The organism is Bradyrhizobium sp. JYMT SZCCT0428 (assembly GCF_018131075.1).
GTDB lineage: Bacteria > Pseudomonadota > Alphaproteobacteria > Rhizobiales > Xanthobacteraceae > Bradyrhizobium.
Map to the genome: position 1 here is coordinate 67,712 of NZ_JAFCLS010000023.1, position 15,880 is coordinate 83,591.

Here is a 15,880-nt window from a genome sequence, read left to right on the forward strand (position 1 = left end):
AGTACTGTATCTGGGGCCCGTCAATCGCAGAAGCCTCAAGGGATATTATCATTGCATTATCTGAGATCGGTCGCATTCGATGCATTGGTGCTGTTGTGGACGCTGGTGCTGTCGCCGGCGATACCCCTGTTGTGGGTTTTCGATGCGAGCAGCGCAAAAGTTCGCGCGGTGTCCCAATTGTGGTCGCACGGCATCGTGTTTCTTCTGAAATACGTGGTGGGGCTGGATTACAGGGAGCAAGGCCGCGACAACATTCCAATTGGCCCATGCATCATCGCCTGCAATCACCAATCGCTGTGGGAGACGGTTGCGCTCTGCGTGATTTTTCCCGATGCCAGCATCGTCGCCAAGAAAGAGCTGCTCAATATCCCGGTCGTCGGCTGGTTCCTTCACCGCTATCCGATGATCCTGGTCGACCGGTCAGCCGGCCGGCAGGCGCTCAAGCAGATGATCGCGGAAGCAAGGGACGCGATCGGCGAGGGCCGCAAAGTCTTGATATTTCCGCAAGGCACGCGCCAGGCGGTCGACGAGCCCATGACATTCCACGCGGCCGGCATCGCCGCGCTGTACACCAACCTCGATATCCCGGTGTTGCCGACGGCGCATAATTCCGGATTGTTCTGGGGCAAGAAGACGCTGATGATTCACAGCGGCAACATTTCGCTGTCCTATCTGCCGCCGATTCCGCCGGGGTTGGATCGGAAAGAGTTTCAGGCGAAGGTCGAGCGGCAAATTTCCGAAGAGGCGAGCCGATTGATCAAGGCGGCCGACGCGAAGGTCGTTCTTTAGCGCGACCATCGTCCGGCGAGCCAGCCTGCGACCGGCGAGAAAAAGGCCAGGCACCAGATGAACTGCGCCACCTTCGGGGAGAAGGTGGCGATGGCGGTCCCGATCACGAACACCAGGATCGGAAATAACACCGTCACCCGCAACGGCATATCGCGGCGGGCCCTGAGGGCGATAACCCACAGCAGCCCGTTCAGCGTGGCAATCGTAGCGAGATGGATTCCATAGATCACGGCGACCACGCCATCGAGCCGATAGCTGCCATAGAGGCCGTTGGTCACCGGCAGGATGATGATCGACAGCAGAAACAGCAGATTGAGGAATACCACGCCGCGGCTGGCTTCCGGCGCAACGGCGAGCCGCCGGTGATGGCTGAACCAGAACAGGCCGGCCACCACAAAGCTGATCGTCAGCGCGATGACCGGTTGCGCATAGACGCGAACGAGGTCGATCCAGGCCGGTGCGCTGGCAAAACTGGCGGCCTTCGGCAGGTCGTAGGCGAGCAGTGTCATGGCAACGCCGAATATCGTGTTGCTCAGCATCTCCAGCCGGCGCATTTCGAAAAGACTAGTCTGCTGCAACGTCGCTCCCCCGCCCACGCTTCGCCCCGACGTCCCGGCCATGGCCGTCGCTCGCCAGAGCGTCCCCTTTGCCTCGCCAGTCCGTCTTCGCTTTCGCTGCGCTTCAGCTACGCCGGACACGCTTCGCCCTTACGGCCTAAGCGTGGCTGCGCCACGCGTAGCCCGTCAGGGCGAAGCGTGGTGCGGGCGGTGGGACTCGAACCCACACGACGTTGCCATCGAGGGATTTTAAGTCGTTTTTTGGGCCCTTGTGGTCTCTCAGCCATCTCAATTGGTTGTTCTTTATAAAGCGAATAAGACCAGTGACTTGTCTGGTTTCTCTATCGTTTCCGCACCTTTTCGCTTGCCCTTCGGAACCGCCTGAAATACGTTTCAAGTGTTGACGGTTTGTTGACGATTTCATCAAGGGACATCCGAGGGATTTTATGGCCGAACGCCTTACCGACCGGGGCATTGCCGCCCTTAAGGCAGCCGATGCAGACCAGTACTACTTTGATAGCGAGGTTAGCGGTCTGGCCGTTCGTGTCTACCCGACCGGTAGCAAAGTGTTTGTGTTCGACTGGCGGGATAATGGCCGGCAACGCCGCGCCACCATCGGGCGATTTCCGGCGTGGACCATCGGCAAGGCCCGGACCCACGCCGGCAAGATGCGCCTCAAGGCCGACGTCGGGGAGATCGTCACGCCCGGCCGGGGAGGGCGGGTAGCCGACCTGATCGAGGAATGGAAAGAAACCGTCAAGGTTACGCGGCGGCCATCGACCGCCAAAAGCTATCTGCGCTTGATCGACAGCCATATCGTTCCGGCCTTCGGCAAGGGCGAGCCGAAGGGCATCACCCGCAACGCTATCGAGTTGTGGCACGGCGAGATTGCGAAACGCACGTCGACCGAGGCCAATCGCGCCATTGCCGTACTGTCAGCATTCCTTTCGTGGCTGGAGCACGACAAGAAAATCGACCGCAACCCGGCCAAGGGCGTGCGTCGGCGGCCCGAAAACCAGCGGCATGTTTTTCTCGATGCCGACGAGATCACAGCCGCTCACGCAGCACTCGACGCCGACGACACCCGCAACGCCGCATTGGCGCTTAGGCTGGCGCTTCTCACTGGCTGCCGCATTGGCGAGGTTTTGCTTCTTGAGCCCTCTCAGATCGACGCTAAGCGCAAGCTGTGGATCAAACCGGCCGCGAGCACCAAGCAGAAGAAGCTGCACATCGTCCCGCTGCAGGCCGAGGCGCTCGCCATCGCCAAGGAACTACTTCACATCGGTTTGCCGGATTACGATGGATGCCGCCGTGCTTGGCTTCGAGTCAGGACCATCATCGGCCGCGAGGATATTCGAGTTCACGATCTGCGCCACAGCCGCGCCAGTGCGCTCGCTCGTGGTGGTGCATCGCTGCCGCAGATCGGCCGGGTGCTGGGCCACACCGCGCCCGGGACCACGCAGCGCTATGCTCATCTGGTGGCCACCGATCTGGCCGACCTCGTCGAGCGCTCGTGATGCGCAGGGTCAGACGACCCATCGATGAAAAACCGCGCAAGTATAAAGGGCGGCCAAGGCGCTCGTTGATCGAGGCGCTTGAATTCGGCCTGGAAGTTGAGCGCGAGTGGAAGCCATACGACATTATTGAAAATGTGTTTCACAGACTCCATCGGCGCAACCCACAGCGCTGGAAATCCACCCGCAGCATGTACCGGCTGTGGCGCGAATATCAGGCTAATCAGCGTCGGCGCGCTTGGCTGGCGGTCCAGATCAAGGAATTAATTGAAATCAGGCAGGGGGTCGGCGGCCCCGACGGATACCTGGTAGACAGCGCGATAAGAATGGCGACCTGGTGGCTGGATCAGATTAACGATCCCCGGAAGCTTGCCAATCAGCTCGACGAAGAACGTCGTCACGTGCACTGATTTTATGGCAGTAAAAAACGCTTTTAATGGCAGTTGGTTTAGGTCCATCTCATAGGGACGCTACCTAACAAGGTGGAGTTGCCATGAGTGATCTGTGTGAACCATTGCCGCCCGGCTACCTGTTAGCCGAACTCGGCTACGTCGATGAGATCGAGGCTGCGGCCGCCCTCGACGTCACCCACACAAAACCCTCGTCGACTATCGCAAGCAAGGCATTGGTCCCGACTTTTGCGAGGTGGCCCGCCGCATCATGTATTCTAAAACGAAGCTGGCCGAATGGCTCGCCAATGGCGGCACGCGGGGGCGCGCAGCCAATGCCTGAACACGAAGAAAACGCCGCGCCGCCCGTCGCACCGAGGGGGGCCAACGCCTGAAAAAAAACCGCCCGGCAGCGGGCGCTACCGAGCGAGGAAACCAACCAACGCATCTTGGTGGGGCATCGAGAACCTTCCATTAGCACGCAACCGGTTCCCTCTCAAGCAGCACTTCTGCCGCCGCGGCTCCCGACACCGGAGTTGCGATCATCATGTTGCCTGACCAAAGTTTCTTCCAGTTGCTCGATCTCGCGAGGCACCGCGCTCGCCAGCCACACGAGGTGATCACCAGCTTCTGCCGCTGCTCGCTGATCGCATCAGGGACCGCCTGCATGCGGCGAAATCGATCTCGCGCCCGGCGCTCCCGTCGTCACCATCGTGGCGGTTCGGTCGGACGTTCCGACGATCCTGACGGCACAGGCGACGGATCTAACATCGATATGCGGATGCATCATGAGCACGATGATGTCCAACGATGACACGCGCGAGCGCCAAGCCCTGCGTCTGGTCTTTCATCGCGTCGGGAATGGACTGTTCGCGGCAACGTATGACGGCCAGCGGCTTTGCGTCTCCGACACGCCACTAATCTGCAGCGCCAACTGCTTGCTCAATGCCGGGCATCATCCCGACACGCCGATCGTCGGCCGCTGGGCCCGCTGCCATTTCGACAATCTGAACACGACGTTGTCGATCGCTGCCAGCGGCCGGTTCGACGAAAGCAACGTGTTTCCGATGCGACGGAGAGCGGGACTGATGACGGGACCGCGGGGAGACGCAGCATGATTGATCTCAATCACGCTCCGAGACAGGACGAACTGAAAGCTGCCAACGAGTTCGATGTCGACGACGTTCGCGATCGGATTAATGCCGACGTTGAAGGTTTTGTGCAATGGCTGTGCAAGGGTCGCGCGCTGATCAAGAAGGGTGTGGCCCGCATCGGCAACGTCCAGGGCGATGCCGGCGCCAGTCTCAAGATCGAGCTAAAAGGACCGAAGCGCGGCGTCTGGCACGATCACTCGACCAAGCAGAGCGGCGATCTGATTACGCTGTATCGCCTCAACATGGGCTTTGTCGACAACGCCGCCGACTTCCTGTTCAGCGTTCGGGAAATCGCCAAGTATTTCCTGCATGATCCGATCGAGATCGAGCGCCGGCCCTGGCGACCGACACCGATCGAGAAGATCGAAGCGGACGCGGTGAAGTTCGGCACCAAGCCGATCGAGGACATGGTGCAGCTCGGCGCGCCGGTCGCGAGCTTCAAATATCTCGATGTCGACGGCAAGATAGTAGCGATCGTGCGACGCTACGAACCTGACGGCACCCGCGCGAGCAAGACGTTCCTGACCTATAGCTTTGAGGTGATCGACGGTGGGCCGCGCTGGAAAGGCAAGATGCCTCATCCGCGTCCGCTGTTTCGGTTGCCGGCGATCGCGGCGGCCAAGACCGTGGTTTTGACCGAAGGCGAAGCCAAGGCGAACGCGCTGGCTGACCTGGGCTTTGCGGCGACCTCCATCATGGGTGGCGCCAACGCGGTCGGGAAGACCGACTGGACGCCGCTCAAGGGCAAGACGGTGACGATCTGGCCTGACGCTGACATAGCCGGCGAGACCTTCGCGCGCGACGCCACCGCGGTGCTGATGGCGCTCGGCTGTCGGGTGGCGATCGTGCAGATTCCGAGCGGCAAGGTGGAAGGCTGGGATGCGGTCGACTGCATTGCGGAAGGCGGTGATGCCAAGGCGTTGATCGATAGCGCGGTGGTGGTCACCGGTCATGCCCACGCAGGCAACGCCGGTAGCGGCGGGACGGGCAACACCAGCACTGGAAGCGGCACAGGAAACGGAAGTGGCACCGGCACCGGCACCGGGACCAGAGGCACAACTTCACCGCCGCCGCTGATCAAGGCCAAGCCGTTCATACTTCGCGACCCGAAATCATTACCGAAGCAGCAGTGGATTTACGGCAGACACCTGATCCGCAAGTTTGGATCAGCAACCTTTGCTCCCTCCGGCAGCGGCAAGACTAATATATTCATCATCGAGGGCCTGGCGATCGCCACCGGCCGGGGGCTGCTCGGAGTTCAACCGCCACAGCGGGCCCGCGTCTGGTTATGGAATGGCGAGGATCCGTATGACGAACTGGAGCGTCGCGTCGGCGCCGCCTGCCTGCACTACGACATCACGCCTGAGGAGGTCGATGGCTGGTTGTTCATCAACAGCGGTCGCGATCCTGACAGCAGGCTGGTGATCGCCACGCAGGGGCGCGATGGGGTGATCATCGCCGTGCCGGTGGTCGAGGCGCTGATCCAGACCATCCGCGACAACAAGATTGATGTCGCGATCATTGATCCGTTCATCTCCTCACACAACGTGACCGAAAACGACAACAACGCCGTCGATGCGGTGGCCAAAACCTGGACCATGATCGCCGATATCTGCAACATCGCGATCGACTTGGGGCACCATACGCGCAAAACCAACGGCACCGAGGTCACGGTGGAGGACGGACGCGGCGCCGTAGCGCTGCTCAATGCGGTGCGACCGGCTCGGGTGCTTAACGTGATGACGGAAGAGGAGGCAAAGACGGCCGGGATTAGCGACGGCCGCAAGCGCTACTTCAGGATCACCGACGGCAAAAACAATCTGAGCCTGCCGGTCGACAAGAGGGAATGGTTCCGTTCGGCGACGGTAAACCTCGGCAACGGCGATCCCAATGATCTACTCGATCGCGGCGACAGCATGGGCGTCGTCACGGCCTGGAAATGGCCGAACCCGCTCGACGGAGTGACCGGGGCCGATTTCGACAAGGCTGCCGTCGCGATCCGGGCAGGTGAGTGGAAGAAAAGCACCCAGGCCAACAACTGGGTTGGCTATGCCGTGGCCAAGGCGCTGAAGCTGAACCTGAACGACAGGGCCAACAAGGCCAAGGTAGTTGGTCTGATCAAGGTATGGTTGGCCTCCGGGGCGCTGGTCGAGGTCGAAAAACAGGACGACCGACGCAAGACCAAAATCTTCATCGAGGTGGCCGATGAGGACTGAGTTTTGCTCCACCTGGAAAAAGCAAAGGAACCTGCTCCGCTCCACCCCCACACCCCTAGAGGGGTGGTGGTGGAGCAGAATAATGCGGCACTTGCTCCACTTTGCTCCACTACGAGGTGGAGCAGTGGAGCACGCAGGTGCATCATGCGTGTTCCGGCGGATGTTTCGTCGGGCATAAGTTCGAGATGATCGAGCCGGAGCCGACGATGGCGGCGGAGTAGAGCGGATCTTTCGCGGAGGGTGAAACGGGCGTAGCGTGGGAGGTGGGGAAAACGACTGCCGGCCCTTGTTTGTAGAAAATTGGAATCTTGGCATGCCAATGCCTAAAACCGATTTCGAGCTGCCCAATCTGCGCGAAACGGGCAAGGCCAAGCGGCTCAAAAACCTGAGACCAGGCCTCGGTCGACCGAAAGGCGCGACATCGAGGATCACGAAAGATTTGCGGCAAGGTTTGATCGAAAGCGCAGTCCTGCACGGCAGCGACGGACGTGGTCGCGATGGTTTGGTCGGTTTTTGCCTGCACTTGGCTTTCAATCATCCGCGAACGCACGGCGCTCTGCTCGCAAAATTATTGCCACTGCAGATCCATGGCGACCTCCAGCACAGCGGTGTCGTCGGCACGATCAACATCGTTTCAATCCCGAGCGATCACTTCCTTACGGAGGCGGATATCGAGCGACTGCGCGAGGCAGGGCGCGAAACAATCGAGCACGAGCAGCAACCGACCGCACCCGCGGAGACCACAGCCGATCACCTGCAGCGAGCCGGCGTGCGCCGTGTGGTTTGAGAGCAAGCTCATCGCGGTCTATCTGTTCGAGTCCGAGCGGCCCGAGCCCGAGCTTCCAACCACTGCACCTGAACCGCCGATGAGCTGGTACGATCGGATGATCGCGCGCGCCTTTGCCGATGAAGGCGCCGGCCGTGCTGTCATCATGCGTGATCCGGGAATCCGACCGAAGCCGCCGCGCCGGCCGTCCTGGGACCGCGAAAACGGCGGACGCTGGCGCGCTGGAGACCTTTAAATCGATCGGCCGTCCCGAACCAGCCTCCGCAGGGCGCGCGCTCCCAGGGCGCCAGGGCGCGCTTTCCAGGCCACTTAGGCGGGTTGCCGAAAAACCCGCCCTAAGCGACCCTCCGATGTCGCTCCGAAAATTAACATCGCTCAGCGGGCTCGCCAGCCGGCCCTCAGTGCAATCGACCTGGTGCAAAACTTGCAGCAATTCCCGAGCAAACCGGCAAACGCTTTCGGATGGTAGAGGCCTAAGAATTCGCAATAACCCACCAGCCCGCCCTCGCCATAGCCGTCGCGGCCCAAATTGATGGCCGCGGCGAGCAGACAGTGTACCGGCCGGTTGCTACCTGAGCGCGGAGCAAATAGCTAAGATGAACCCAGCGGCGCCGTTAGCCGATCAAGCTCCGCAGCTCGAATCAGCGCGTTTCGAAGAACTGGCCGAGACCGACCCCGATCACGAAAACGCTCCCGAGCCTAAGCCCGAGAGCGGCACGGTTGTCGTTAAATCGGCAAACTTACGCGCGCGGCAGGGGCGTTAGGCGGTCAGTCTCTGCGCCGTGCCGACGCCAATCTCGAACTCGAGCGCAACAGCTCGAACAGACTTACCGGCGGCACGGGCGGCGCGGATTGCCTTAACTTTAACGGCGTCGCCCGCAATTTCTGGCGGTCGGCCAAGTCGAATTCCTTCAGCCCTCGCGCGCGCAAGGCCGGACATGACGCGCTCATGTATCATCGAGCGCTCAAACTCAGCAAACACGCCCATCATCTGGAAGATTGCCTTGCCAGACGGCGTCGTCGTGTCGATGCCTTGCTGGTGCAAGTACAAATCCACGTGTTTGGCATGCATCTCTTGCAACACGCCCACAAGGTCTAACAGCGATCGGCCCAACCGATCGACCGACCACGCTGCAACCATGTCGAATTCCTTACGGGACACCGCATGCATAAGCTTGGCGAGCCCAGGGCGCTTGTCTCTTCCTTTGGCTCCGCTGATGCCCTGGTCTCGATAAACGGCCGTCACCGTCCACGAGTGGCGTTTTGCGACCGCCTGCAGCTCGCGTTCCTGATTGCGGACGGTTTGATGGTCCGTGGAAGTTCTAACGTAGAGGGCTACTCGCTTGGGTCGCTTCGCGGCGTTCATGGTGACTTCGTTCCTGTTTTGATGCCCCCAGCATGTACCATAAACAGCTGGTTTTGGAACGACTGAATCCACATCTTCCGTCGTTTGATTTTGCAAGGTTTTTTGAGACGCTTAGCGATAGGGTTTTTGGAACGGCGCTTATGCGATCGCAAGTCCGCAGCTGCGTTGATGATGATAGCTCGTGCAGCGAGCGCTGCTTCTGCGCGCGGGCTTGCCCTTTGCGTTCGATCCACGACCTTACGGCAAATGCCTTCCGCGCCAGAGCGCGCCCTGGAGGAGTAGGGGGGAGGGGTCGAGCGGGAACCTCGCTTTTTTTTCCACGCACGGGAGGCTCCTCATATGCCGCCCTAAATTCGAACCAGGTGCATTTCAATTATCTAATGGGCTCCTTTTGATGTTGGGCAGGCAGGGCCTCTCATATTTTCCAAAAATCGGCGGGCATTCCAACCATTTCCCAAATCGGCGCAGTTTTTCAGAAATTCGAATGGTGCGCTGCAGCAGCGCCTGGGCCGCCGCCCGCCGCCAGCGCGGTGCTTAACGTGGCGCCGCGACTGGAATTGAGCTGCGATGGTGCGTTTGGGCCTACCAAATCGAAAACCCTTCCCTCGGCTCTTTCTCCGCACGACAAAATCTAGGGATGCGCCTGAAGCCGAAAGCCCGGCGACGTGCCAGCTAGGGATTTTTCGAAGCCCGAAACTTTCCTCCGCGCCTTTGCCTGTCGCGTCCGCTCGCATCACCCGCCGCGGCGCACGAGAATCGCAACCCCCGCCCTCGCGGCGCTCGACGTGCTGTGTGCTGCGCTCGTCAGCGAAACCAAGCCACGCAAGCGGGAGTGCGAGGGCACATAGAATGGCCATCGGAAGAAATGCCACGCTTCCAAACTTGGCGTAGAGAATGCCCGAAAAAGGGTTAGCACGGCAGTCAAGCAACCGAGCCAAACGCGCAAATTGATCGGCCGGTTCCTGCCAGACGCGCTGGTCACCGAATTCGCCGATCATAAAAGACCCGCCGCTGAGCGGCGAAGAGCGGACCACGACAAGGTGGTAACAATGCAGTCCGCTACGACGAGAAACGACAAACTTAGCCAGATGATAGGCGTAACATCAATCGGGCTGATCAGTTGCCCTACGAAACCCTCGACGGCGCGATTCGCGAAACGCTTGAAGAAATCGCATCGCCGGAATTTCCCACACGCGTCGCTGCGGCGGGTCTCGCGGCTACTGCAAATGGACCCCACCATGGAGAAAATGCAGATGTCGAAACAGAAGAGTGAGCAACCGGCCGGCCTTCAACAAACCGGCTTTCGCGTGCACCCAAACGGCAAGATCGAACCGCTTTCTGAGCGCGAGACTTTGGACATCATCGTTCGCGCTCTCAACGGGGCGGCCGCACGCGCGCTCGGCGGTCGTCGCCCAGTGCATTGAGCGTGATCGAACGCACGACAGCGCCTGGGCGCGTGTTGCGCCGAGAAGACCACCGCTGGTGACCGCCAGTGATTTCTTGAAGGCGGACGCAAGCTGCGCGACTTCGAGCTTCCTCGGCGAGGTCGCGTACGGCTTCTGCGCGAAAACAGGGCACCGAACCTTTACTCGATCTTCCTGGGTTTGGATAATCCGAGGTAAATCAACCGGATGATAGAACGCGGCGTGTTGGGAGCCTATGCTCACGCCGCTGGACGTTTCGCGCATCTCGTTCAGCGAGCCTTGGCCTCGAGATTGCGGCATCCGAGCGGGCATTTTCCTTCTACGAACAGCGGCCCGCCCTGAGCGGTTCTGGAACCCGAGGATCGAAAAGGAGATCTGACCAACGGAAATGAGGAGGATAATATGAACCGGACCAGTCTTTTCAGCGCGTCTGTACTGTTGGCCCTGGGAGCTGCTCTGCTGCCGGGAAACGTCGTTGGTCAACAGAAGTCGGTCAGGGAGCAACTGGTGGGGACCTGGACATTTGTCTCCTCGACAACCAAACTTCCCGATGGCAGTCCGGCGTGGGGCACCAATCCAAAAGGGCTGCTGATCTTCACCGAGAACGGTTACTTCTCCTCGCAAATTGTGCGCTCCGATCTGCCGAAGTTTGCGTCGAATAACCGCGCACAGGGCACGCCAGAGGAAAACAGATCCGTGGTGCAGGGGAGCATTGCCACCTTCGGCAAATACAAGGTTGACGACACGAAAAAAACCTACACGCTGAAATTTGAGGGCAGTTCGTTCCCAAATCGGGCAGAAACCGAACAGACGCGAGCATTCGAAATTACCGCCGACGAATTGAAGATCGCCAACCCATCAACATCGATGGGCGGGTCTTCTGAGCTCGTCTACAGGCGCGCCAAGTAGGTCGGAAAAAACTGTTTGAGCGGATCGCCAGGGAGGGCGCGTCTCAAGAGCGCGGCGGCCACATGGCCCGGACCCGCGCTGAGTGAATCCGCGATTCCTGAGCTGCCCGGGTCATGCAGATATCTACGTGTTTCCCGGATTCGCTAAACAACGCGCATCAACCTTAGGGGCGAATGAATGCAACAGATTGAAACCTACGATGCGCATGCGGGCGACAAATTCACAGCTCTTAACAGATCACCAAACGGACCGGGCCGGCTGCAAGGCTTCACCGGATCAGATGGTTTGGATCGATCCGCGGCTTGATTGCGCTTGCGGTCGACGTTTTTGCTCTTCTTTTTGGATTCGGTCCGTTGGGAATCTTTGAGCGAAGATGAAAATGCATTGGGATCGCGCCAGTGTCGGCTTATGATCTTGGTTTCCACCGGTGGGCTAGGCGGGGTGACGACAGGTGCGGTTGGCTCGATTGACTGCAAGACAGCTTGGGGCGGGGTTTCCTGACGCACGTAGTTGATCTCAAGCCGATCGGCCTTGCCTAGCGCGTCTTGAGCGTCAGCAATACCAACCGTCGACTCGTCTGCTAAGACCTCTGCGGCTGTGGGGCCGGCAGGCGTTCTAACCGCCTTGCCGACAGTCAAGGCGCTGAGCAGTGCTAGACACACAATCGCAAGCCAGACCGTCCTGATCATCGGCGCCCTAGACCGGTATCAGCAGGCAGCCTCCGTATGAATTTTGGCGGTTAAAGGGCGAGATACACTCAATTGTGAGGATTGTATGGCGAGGCTGTTTGCCGCTGCTCAGGCTTTGGTTGGCATGCTCGGTTCTTACACGCCAAGCACCGAGCATAGCCTGCAAAGTGGAGGAACACTTCAGTGTAGATAGGTTGGGACCGTTTTGGATTTCGCTCTGCTATATTTCGTTTTAGATGTTTTCGCTTGCTATGCTTCAAGTCAGTGCAAGTGCAATTTGCGTAATGCTTTTTGTCTTCTGTGCCTCACGATAAACCTGCGCAGCAAGGTTCTTTCGGGTTAGATTACGAGTGACGGTTGTGTGGGGGGGTGTCGTTGCCGGCGAAAGCTTCATCTCCTAAGGCTGAGAGTGCCGGCCTCCTCCTGTTCAAAAACCGTGATAGTGACATCCAGTTCCTGCTCGGCCACCCGGGGGGCCCGTTCTGGAGCCGTAGGATGTTGGTGCGTGGAGCATTCCGAAAGGGCTGATCTCTCCCGGTGAGGAGCCACTTGCTGCCGCGCGGCGTGAGTTTGCCGAGGAGACCGGGCACCATCCGACGGGAGATTTCATCCCGCTAGGCGCGGTAAAACAACCGGGCGGGAAGGTGGTTCACGCTTGGGCTGTTCAGGGCGACTGGGATCCTGCGGATCTGCGAAGCAATACGTTCGACATGGAATGGCCACCGCGATCCGGGCGGCGCCAGCCATTTCCCGAGCTCGATCGGGCAGCTTGGTTCAACGTGTACGAGGCGCGCCTAAAGATTCTGAAAGGTCAGGTCCTCTTTATCGATCGTCTGTTGGAGGCGTTGGTCAGATTGACGGGAGCTGATCATTAGCGAGAGAGCGTGTTTTCCATCGCCGCGAGCCCGGCGCCGTAAATCATCACGTCTCTGCCGCATCGCCGACTACCGCGCGCGGCTCGTAGATGCGGAAAGGGACTGAGCACGCCCGCTTCTGTACGCGTCGAGCATAGCGCCCGGCCGATAACCGGCAGGCTGTCCGCTACTCTTAGGAACCATCGTGCGATCGTTGCACTTGATGGGCATGGCGAAAACTCCCCTCAGTATCGAGATCGTTCAGGAGGGTGAGGAGCGCTTCATCGTCAAGACCCATTGCCGACGGTAGCGAGCAGCGCCTACCGATCGTAAAGCTGCCCAGGAAGAAGCGTTATCCAGATCGCCCGTACTGGACTTGGAAATTCGACAAATTCGACAAGAGTAAAAAGAAGGGGTTTTGAAAGTGGAAGGGGTGCTTAACGTTGAAAGCAGCGACGAAAGGGCGAGCAACGTCCAATCTGGTCTCGCGCTTCCTGCTGCAATCTGTCCGATCAATAAACTCTATCCGCTTCATCATTCGTCCTTGGGAAGCCGGTCAAGGTAGGCGAGTCCAGAACACGTGAGCTCTTCGGTCTCGCCTTGGCTGGCCTCCAGCCTCCCTTGCAGATGCCGCTCCAATAGGCATCGTCGACCATCCGCAACGTCAACGTCGCGATGCGTCGCCAGATAGACGGTCCAAGCTGTGTCGACCGCCTTTCGAAGAACTTCATCGACCATTCTCCAGCTCCAACAAGTGTGACCCCTGAGGGCACATTGTCCACGAAGGTTTCCTATTCTTCCCGGAGCGTCCGAGGTTCAACGGTAATCAGTCGCTGCAGTACCTGCGAGCACCAAGATGTCACGCGATCCGGGTCAATACGTTTCGAGCAGCTCCATCACTCGCCTAGAGCAGGATGAAAAAACGTTCGTCTGGTTCAAAAGCCTCGGCCTACCTCCAGCCGGGCAACTTCCGGGCGCTTTCGGACTTACGATGGAAAAAGTGGAAGAAGCCCCCGGGAGGGTCGCTTTGCTGTGCCGTTGCAAGTTTGCGGAGTTGAAACTTCGGTGAAGGCCGCTTCCGCGCTCAGAACGATAAAGGGTGACCTTGATGTCCATGCGGACTTCCGCCATTCAACGATCGACCCTCGGTCTTCATTCACTTGAACAGTATGAGCCGCTAATCGGCGCCGTTCGAACGGATAGCTATTAAGGCCCACATTCAGTTCGACGTTCTATGGCTTTGGCCGCCACCAAGCGATTAGGCAGCTGTCAGAACGTCTCGGTAATCTTGCTCAGGCGAGGGGGACGATCCGGGTCATACCCGGAGGCGCGCGCTATGTGCTCTATCATCCGATAGGCCGGAACCAGCATGGTGATGGGGTCGGTGGCGGGATCATCCTCGGCCAACCAGGGCAGCGAGCCATGCGGCCCGCCGCATAGATGTAGCGCGACCTTTTGCTCGCGCAGTTCTTCTGTCAGGGCATCTACCGAGGCCGCCGTTTCGTCCATGAGGCGCATCATGACAACCGGCGTGCGCCATGATAGCGCGGCGCGCGGTCCATGCTGCAACTCGGCAGCGCTCAGGCCAATAGAAGGTAGGCGCAGGACTTCCGAAAGTTTGAGGGCGATCTCCCGCGCCGAACCTAGGCCCAGGCCTCGCGCAGCCACAAACACAGCTGATGCCTTGGTGAGATCATCGGCAATCTTGGACCAGTCCAGCGTCATTGCGCGGTACAGGCGCTCGGGCAGCCCATCGAGGGCTGACCTCAGCGCATCATCATCCGCCAGCTCGGCGACAAGGCCGGCGCCAGCTGCCATCGAGCCTATTACGGTCTTGGTCGCGGGTACGGAATGCTCTTGGCCGGCCTCGATCGGAATGACGAATTCCGCTTCGTCAGCTACCGGTGACGAGGTCGCATTGACGATGGCGATGGTGCGGGCGCCCGCGGCGCGCGCCGACCTGGTCGCTGCGATAAGATCCGGGCTGCGCCCGGATTGCGATATCACGATGAACAGCGCATGGCGCAGCATCAATGGTGTGCGAAATGCCGTGATCACCGACGGAGCGCTGGTCGAAACGGGGAGACGAAGTCGCGTCTCGATAAGATATCTTAAGTAAACCCCGGCATGCCCGGAGCTTCCCCGGCCGCATACGACGCACAGGGGGACGGAGCCGATCTCAATTCGCTGTGCGATCTCGCGCGTGGCGGAGCGGTTACGAACAATTTTGGCGACAACATCCGCGCTTCCCCCGATTTCGCTCGCCATCGCGGAAGTGGTCACGGCTCAACCGCTCCGCCTTGCTTGCGCGCAGCCCCTCCCTTGGGATGCCGGTCACGATCCCTGGCGAGCTCGGCAAACACGCGCCGAAGGTTGCCGTCACAGTTGTTTAGAATGGTCTCGGCATCAACCCTGTCGACGCCCAGCGCCAGAAGGCCTGCCGTCTTGATGTCTCCCTCGGCCTGCTCAAGCCAGCGTGCCGCATGCGAGGTATCACACTGCGCGATTTGCGACACCATGGCCTCGGCGCGCCGCTTCAGCTTGGCGTTGGTCGGCTGCATGTTCACCATCATGCCGCGGTACACCCGGCCAAGGCGCAGCATGATCCCTGAGGAGATCAGGTTGAGCACAACCTTCTGCGCGGTGCCTGCCTTCATCCGCGTGGAGCCGGCGATCAGCTCGCGGCCGGTCTCGATCAGGATCGGAAACTTTGCCGACGTCAGCAGTGCGGTGCCGGGATTGTTGGCAACACCAATCGTCACTGCACCGAACGAGCTTGCCTGCTGCAGGGCGGCGACCGTGAATGGCGTTGTCCCGCTGGCGGCAACGGCGATCACCGCGTCGTGCGGTGTGAGCTGCGTGGCATTGATCTGCGTGACCGCATCGTCGACATCATCCTCCGCACCCTCGATGCTGGTGACGAACGCGCTGTCTCCGCCGGCGACGATGAAGCGGACCCGCTCGCTGGGCCAGGCGAAGGTCGGCATCAGCTCGGCGCCGTCCTGGACCGCCACGCGGCCCGAGGTGCCGGCTCCGATATACACAATGCGTCCATGATCACCCAGCGCCGCCTTGGCCGCTTCGGTCGCCGCAGCGATCGCGGGTAGGGCATGGCCGATCGCTGCGACTGCCGCAAGCTGGCCCTCCCACATAGCTTCCATCGCTGACGTCAGCGACCATGCATCAAGATCGGCAAAACGGGGATCGACTTCTTCGGTGGCCATATCGTTGA

The 15,880-nt window shown here is 59.9% G+C and carries 15 protein-coding genes and 1 pseudogene; 9 read left to right on the forward strand and 7 right to left on the reverse strand.

Annotation, left to right across the window (positions count from 1 at the left end):
- Nucleotides 1-51 precede the first annotated feature (51 nt).
- Nucleotides 52-789 carry a 1-acyl-sn-glycerol-3-phosphate acyltransferase gene (locus JQ575_RS23415; RefSeq protein ID WP_212035506.1) on the forward strand — a complete coding sequence of 246 codons (738 nt, stop codon included), beginning with the start codon at nt 52-54 and terminating at the stop codon, nt 787-789.
- Here the strand turns inward: JQ575_RS23415 and JQ575_RS23420 are convergent.
- Nucleotides 786-1,409 (reverse strand): TMEM175 family protein, encoded by a 624-nt coding sequence (locus JQ575_RS23420; protein ID WP_212035507.1) that lies wholly within the window; start codon nt 1,407-1,409, stop codon nt 786-788. The genes JQ575_RS23415 and JQ575_RS23420 overlap by 4 nt on opposite strands.
- Before the next feature lie 383 nt (nt 1,410-1,792).
- Between JQ575_RS23420 and JQ575_RS23425 the strand changes: the two genes are divergently transcribed.
- The 6 genes from JQ575_RS23425 (at nt 1,793) to JQ575_RS23450 (ending at nt 7,641) form a co-directional block, all read left to right on the forward strand.
- Nucleotides 1,793-2,863: a site-specific integrase gene (locus tag JQ575_RS23425; RefSeq protein WP_212035508.1), complete on the forward strand. Its 1,071-nt coding sequence runs from the start codon at nt 1,793-1,795 to the stop codon at nt 2,861-2,863.
- Between the two features lie 65 nt (nt 2,864-2,928).
- Nucleotides 2,929-3,270, forward strand: coding sequence for a hypothetical protein (locus JQ575_RS23430; RefSeq protein WP_212035509.1), 342 nt, complete (start codon nt 2,929-2,931; stop codon nt 3,268-3,270).
- Nucleotides 3,271-4,037: 767 nt separating this feature from the next.
- Complete coding sequence (locus JQ575_RS23435) at nt 4,038-4,367, forward strand: hypothetical protein (protein WP_212035510.1); 330 nt, start codon at nt 4,038-4,040, stop codon at nt 4,365-4,367.
- Nucleotides 4,364-6,619, forward strand: coding sequence for an AAA family ATPase (locus JQ575_RS44820; protein WP_249166843.1), 2,256 nt, complete (start codon nt 4,364-4,366; stop codon nt 6,617-6,619). Before JQ575_RS23435 ends, JQ575_RS44820 begins: the two co-directional genes overlap by 4 nt.
- 313 nt (nt 6,620-6,932) lie before the next feature.
- Nucleotides 6,933-7,406, forward strand: a complete 474-nt coding sequence (locus JQ575_RS23445; protein WP_212035511.1) for a hypothetical protein — start codon at nt 6,933-6,935, stop codon at nt 7,404-7,406.
- Complete coding sequence (locus JQ575_RS23450; RefSeq protein WP_212035512.1) at nt 7,396-7,641, forward strand: hypothetical protein; 246 nt, start codon at nt 7,396-7,398, stop codon at nt 7,639-7,641. The genes JQ575_RS23445 and JQ575_RS23450 overlap by 11 nt, the downstream gene beginning before the upstream one ends.
- Before the next feature lie 525 nt (nt 7,642-8,166).
- Here JQ575_RS23450 and JQ575_RS23455 read toward each other — a convergent pair.
- On the reverse strand, nt 8,167-8,772 hold the full coding sequence (locus tag JQ575_RS23455; protein WP_212035513.1) for a recombinase family protein: 606 nt from the start codon (nt 8,770-8,772) through the stop codon (nt 8,167-8,169).
- A gap of 1,217 nt (nt 8,773-9,989) precedes the next feature.
- Entirely contained in the window at nt 9,990-10,508 is a 519-nt protein-coding gene (locus JQ575_RS23460; RefSeq protein ID WP_212035514.1) for a hypothetical protein, read from the reverse strand.
- A 90-nt stretch (nt 10,509-10,598) separates the two neighbouring features.
- Between JQ575_RS23460 and JQ575_RS23465 the strand changes: the two genes are divergently transcribed.
- Nucleotides 10,599-11,105 (forward strand): lipocalin-like domain-containing protein, encoded by a 507-nt coding sequence (locus JQ575_RS23465; RefSeq protein WP_212035515.1) that lies wholly within the window; start codon nt 10,599-10,601, stop codon nt 11,103-11,105.
- Between the two features lie 194 nt (nt 11,106-11,299).
- Here JQ575_RS23465 and JQ575_RS23470 read toward each other — a convergent pair whose 3' ends face one another.
- On the reverse strand, nt 11,300-11,794 hold the full coding sequence (locus tag JQ575_RS23470; RefSeq protein ID WP_212035516.1) for a hypothetical protein: 495 nt from the start codon (nt 11,792-11,794) through the stop codon (nt 11,300-11,302).
- Between the two features lie 375 nt (nt 11,795-12,169).
- Between JQ575_RS23470 and JQ575_RS23475 the strand changes: the two are divergent.
- Nucleotides 12,170-12,669: pseudogene (locus tag JQ575_RS23475) on the forward strand (NUDIX domain-containing protein).
- A gap of 513 nt (nt 12,670-13,182) precedes the next feature.
- Here the strand turns inward: JQ575_RS23475 and JQ575_RS23480 are convergent.
- The 3 genes from JQ575_RS23480 to JQ575_RS23490 form a co-directional block, all read right to left on the reverse strand.
- Entirely contained in the window at nt 13,183-13,386 is a 204-nt protein-coding gene (locus tag JQ575_RS23480; protein WP_212035517.1) for a hypothetical protein, read from the reverse strand.
- A 531-nt stretch (nt 13,387-13,917) separates the two neighbouring features.
- Nucleotides 13,918-14,931, reverse strand: a complete 1,014-nt coding sequence (locus tag JQ575_RS23485) for an SIS domain-containing protein (RefSeq protein WP_312016005.1) — start codon at nt 14,929-14,931, stop codon at nt 13,918-13,920.
- Entirely contained in the window at nt 14,928-15,872 is a 945-nt protein-coding gene (locus tag JQ575_RS23490; protein ID WP_212035573.1) for an N-acetylmuramic acid 6-phosphate etherase, read from the reverse strand. Before JQ575_RS23490 ends, JQ575_RS23485 begins: the two co-directional genes overlap by 4 nt.
- Nucleotides 15,873-15,880: the final 8 nt, after the last annotated feature.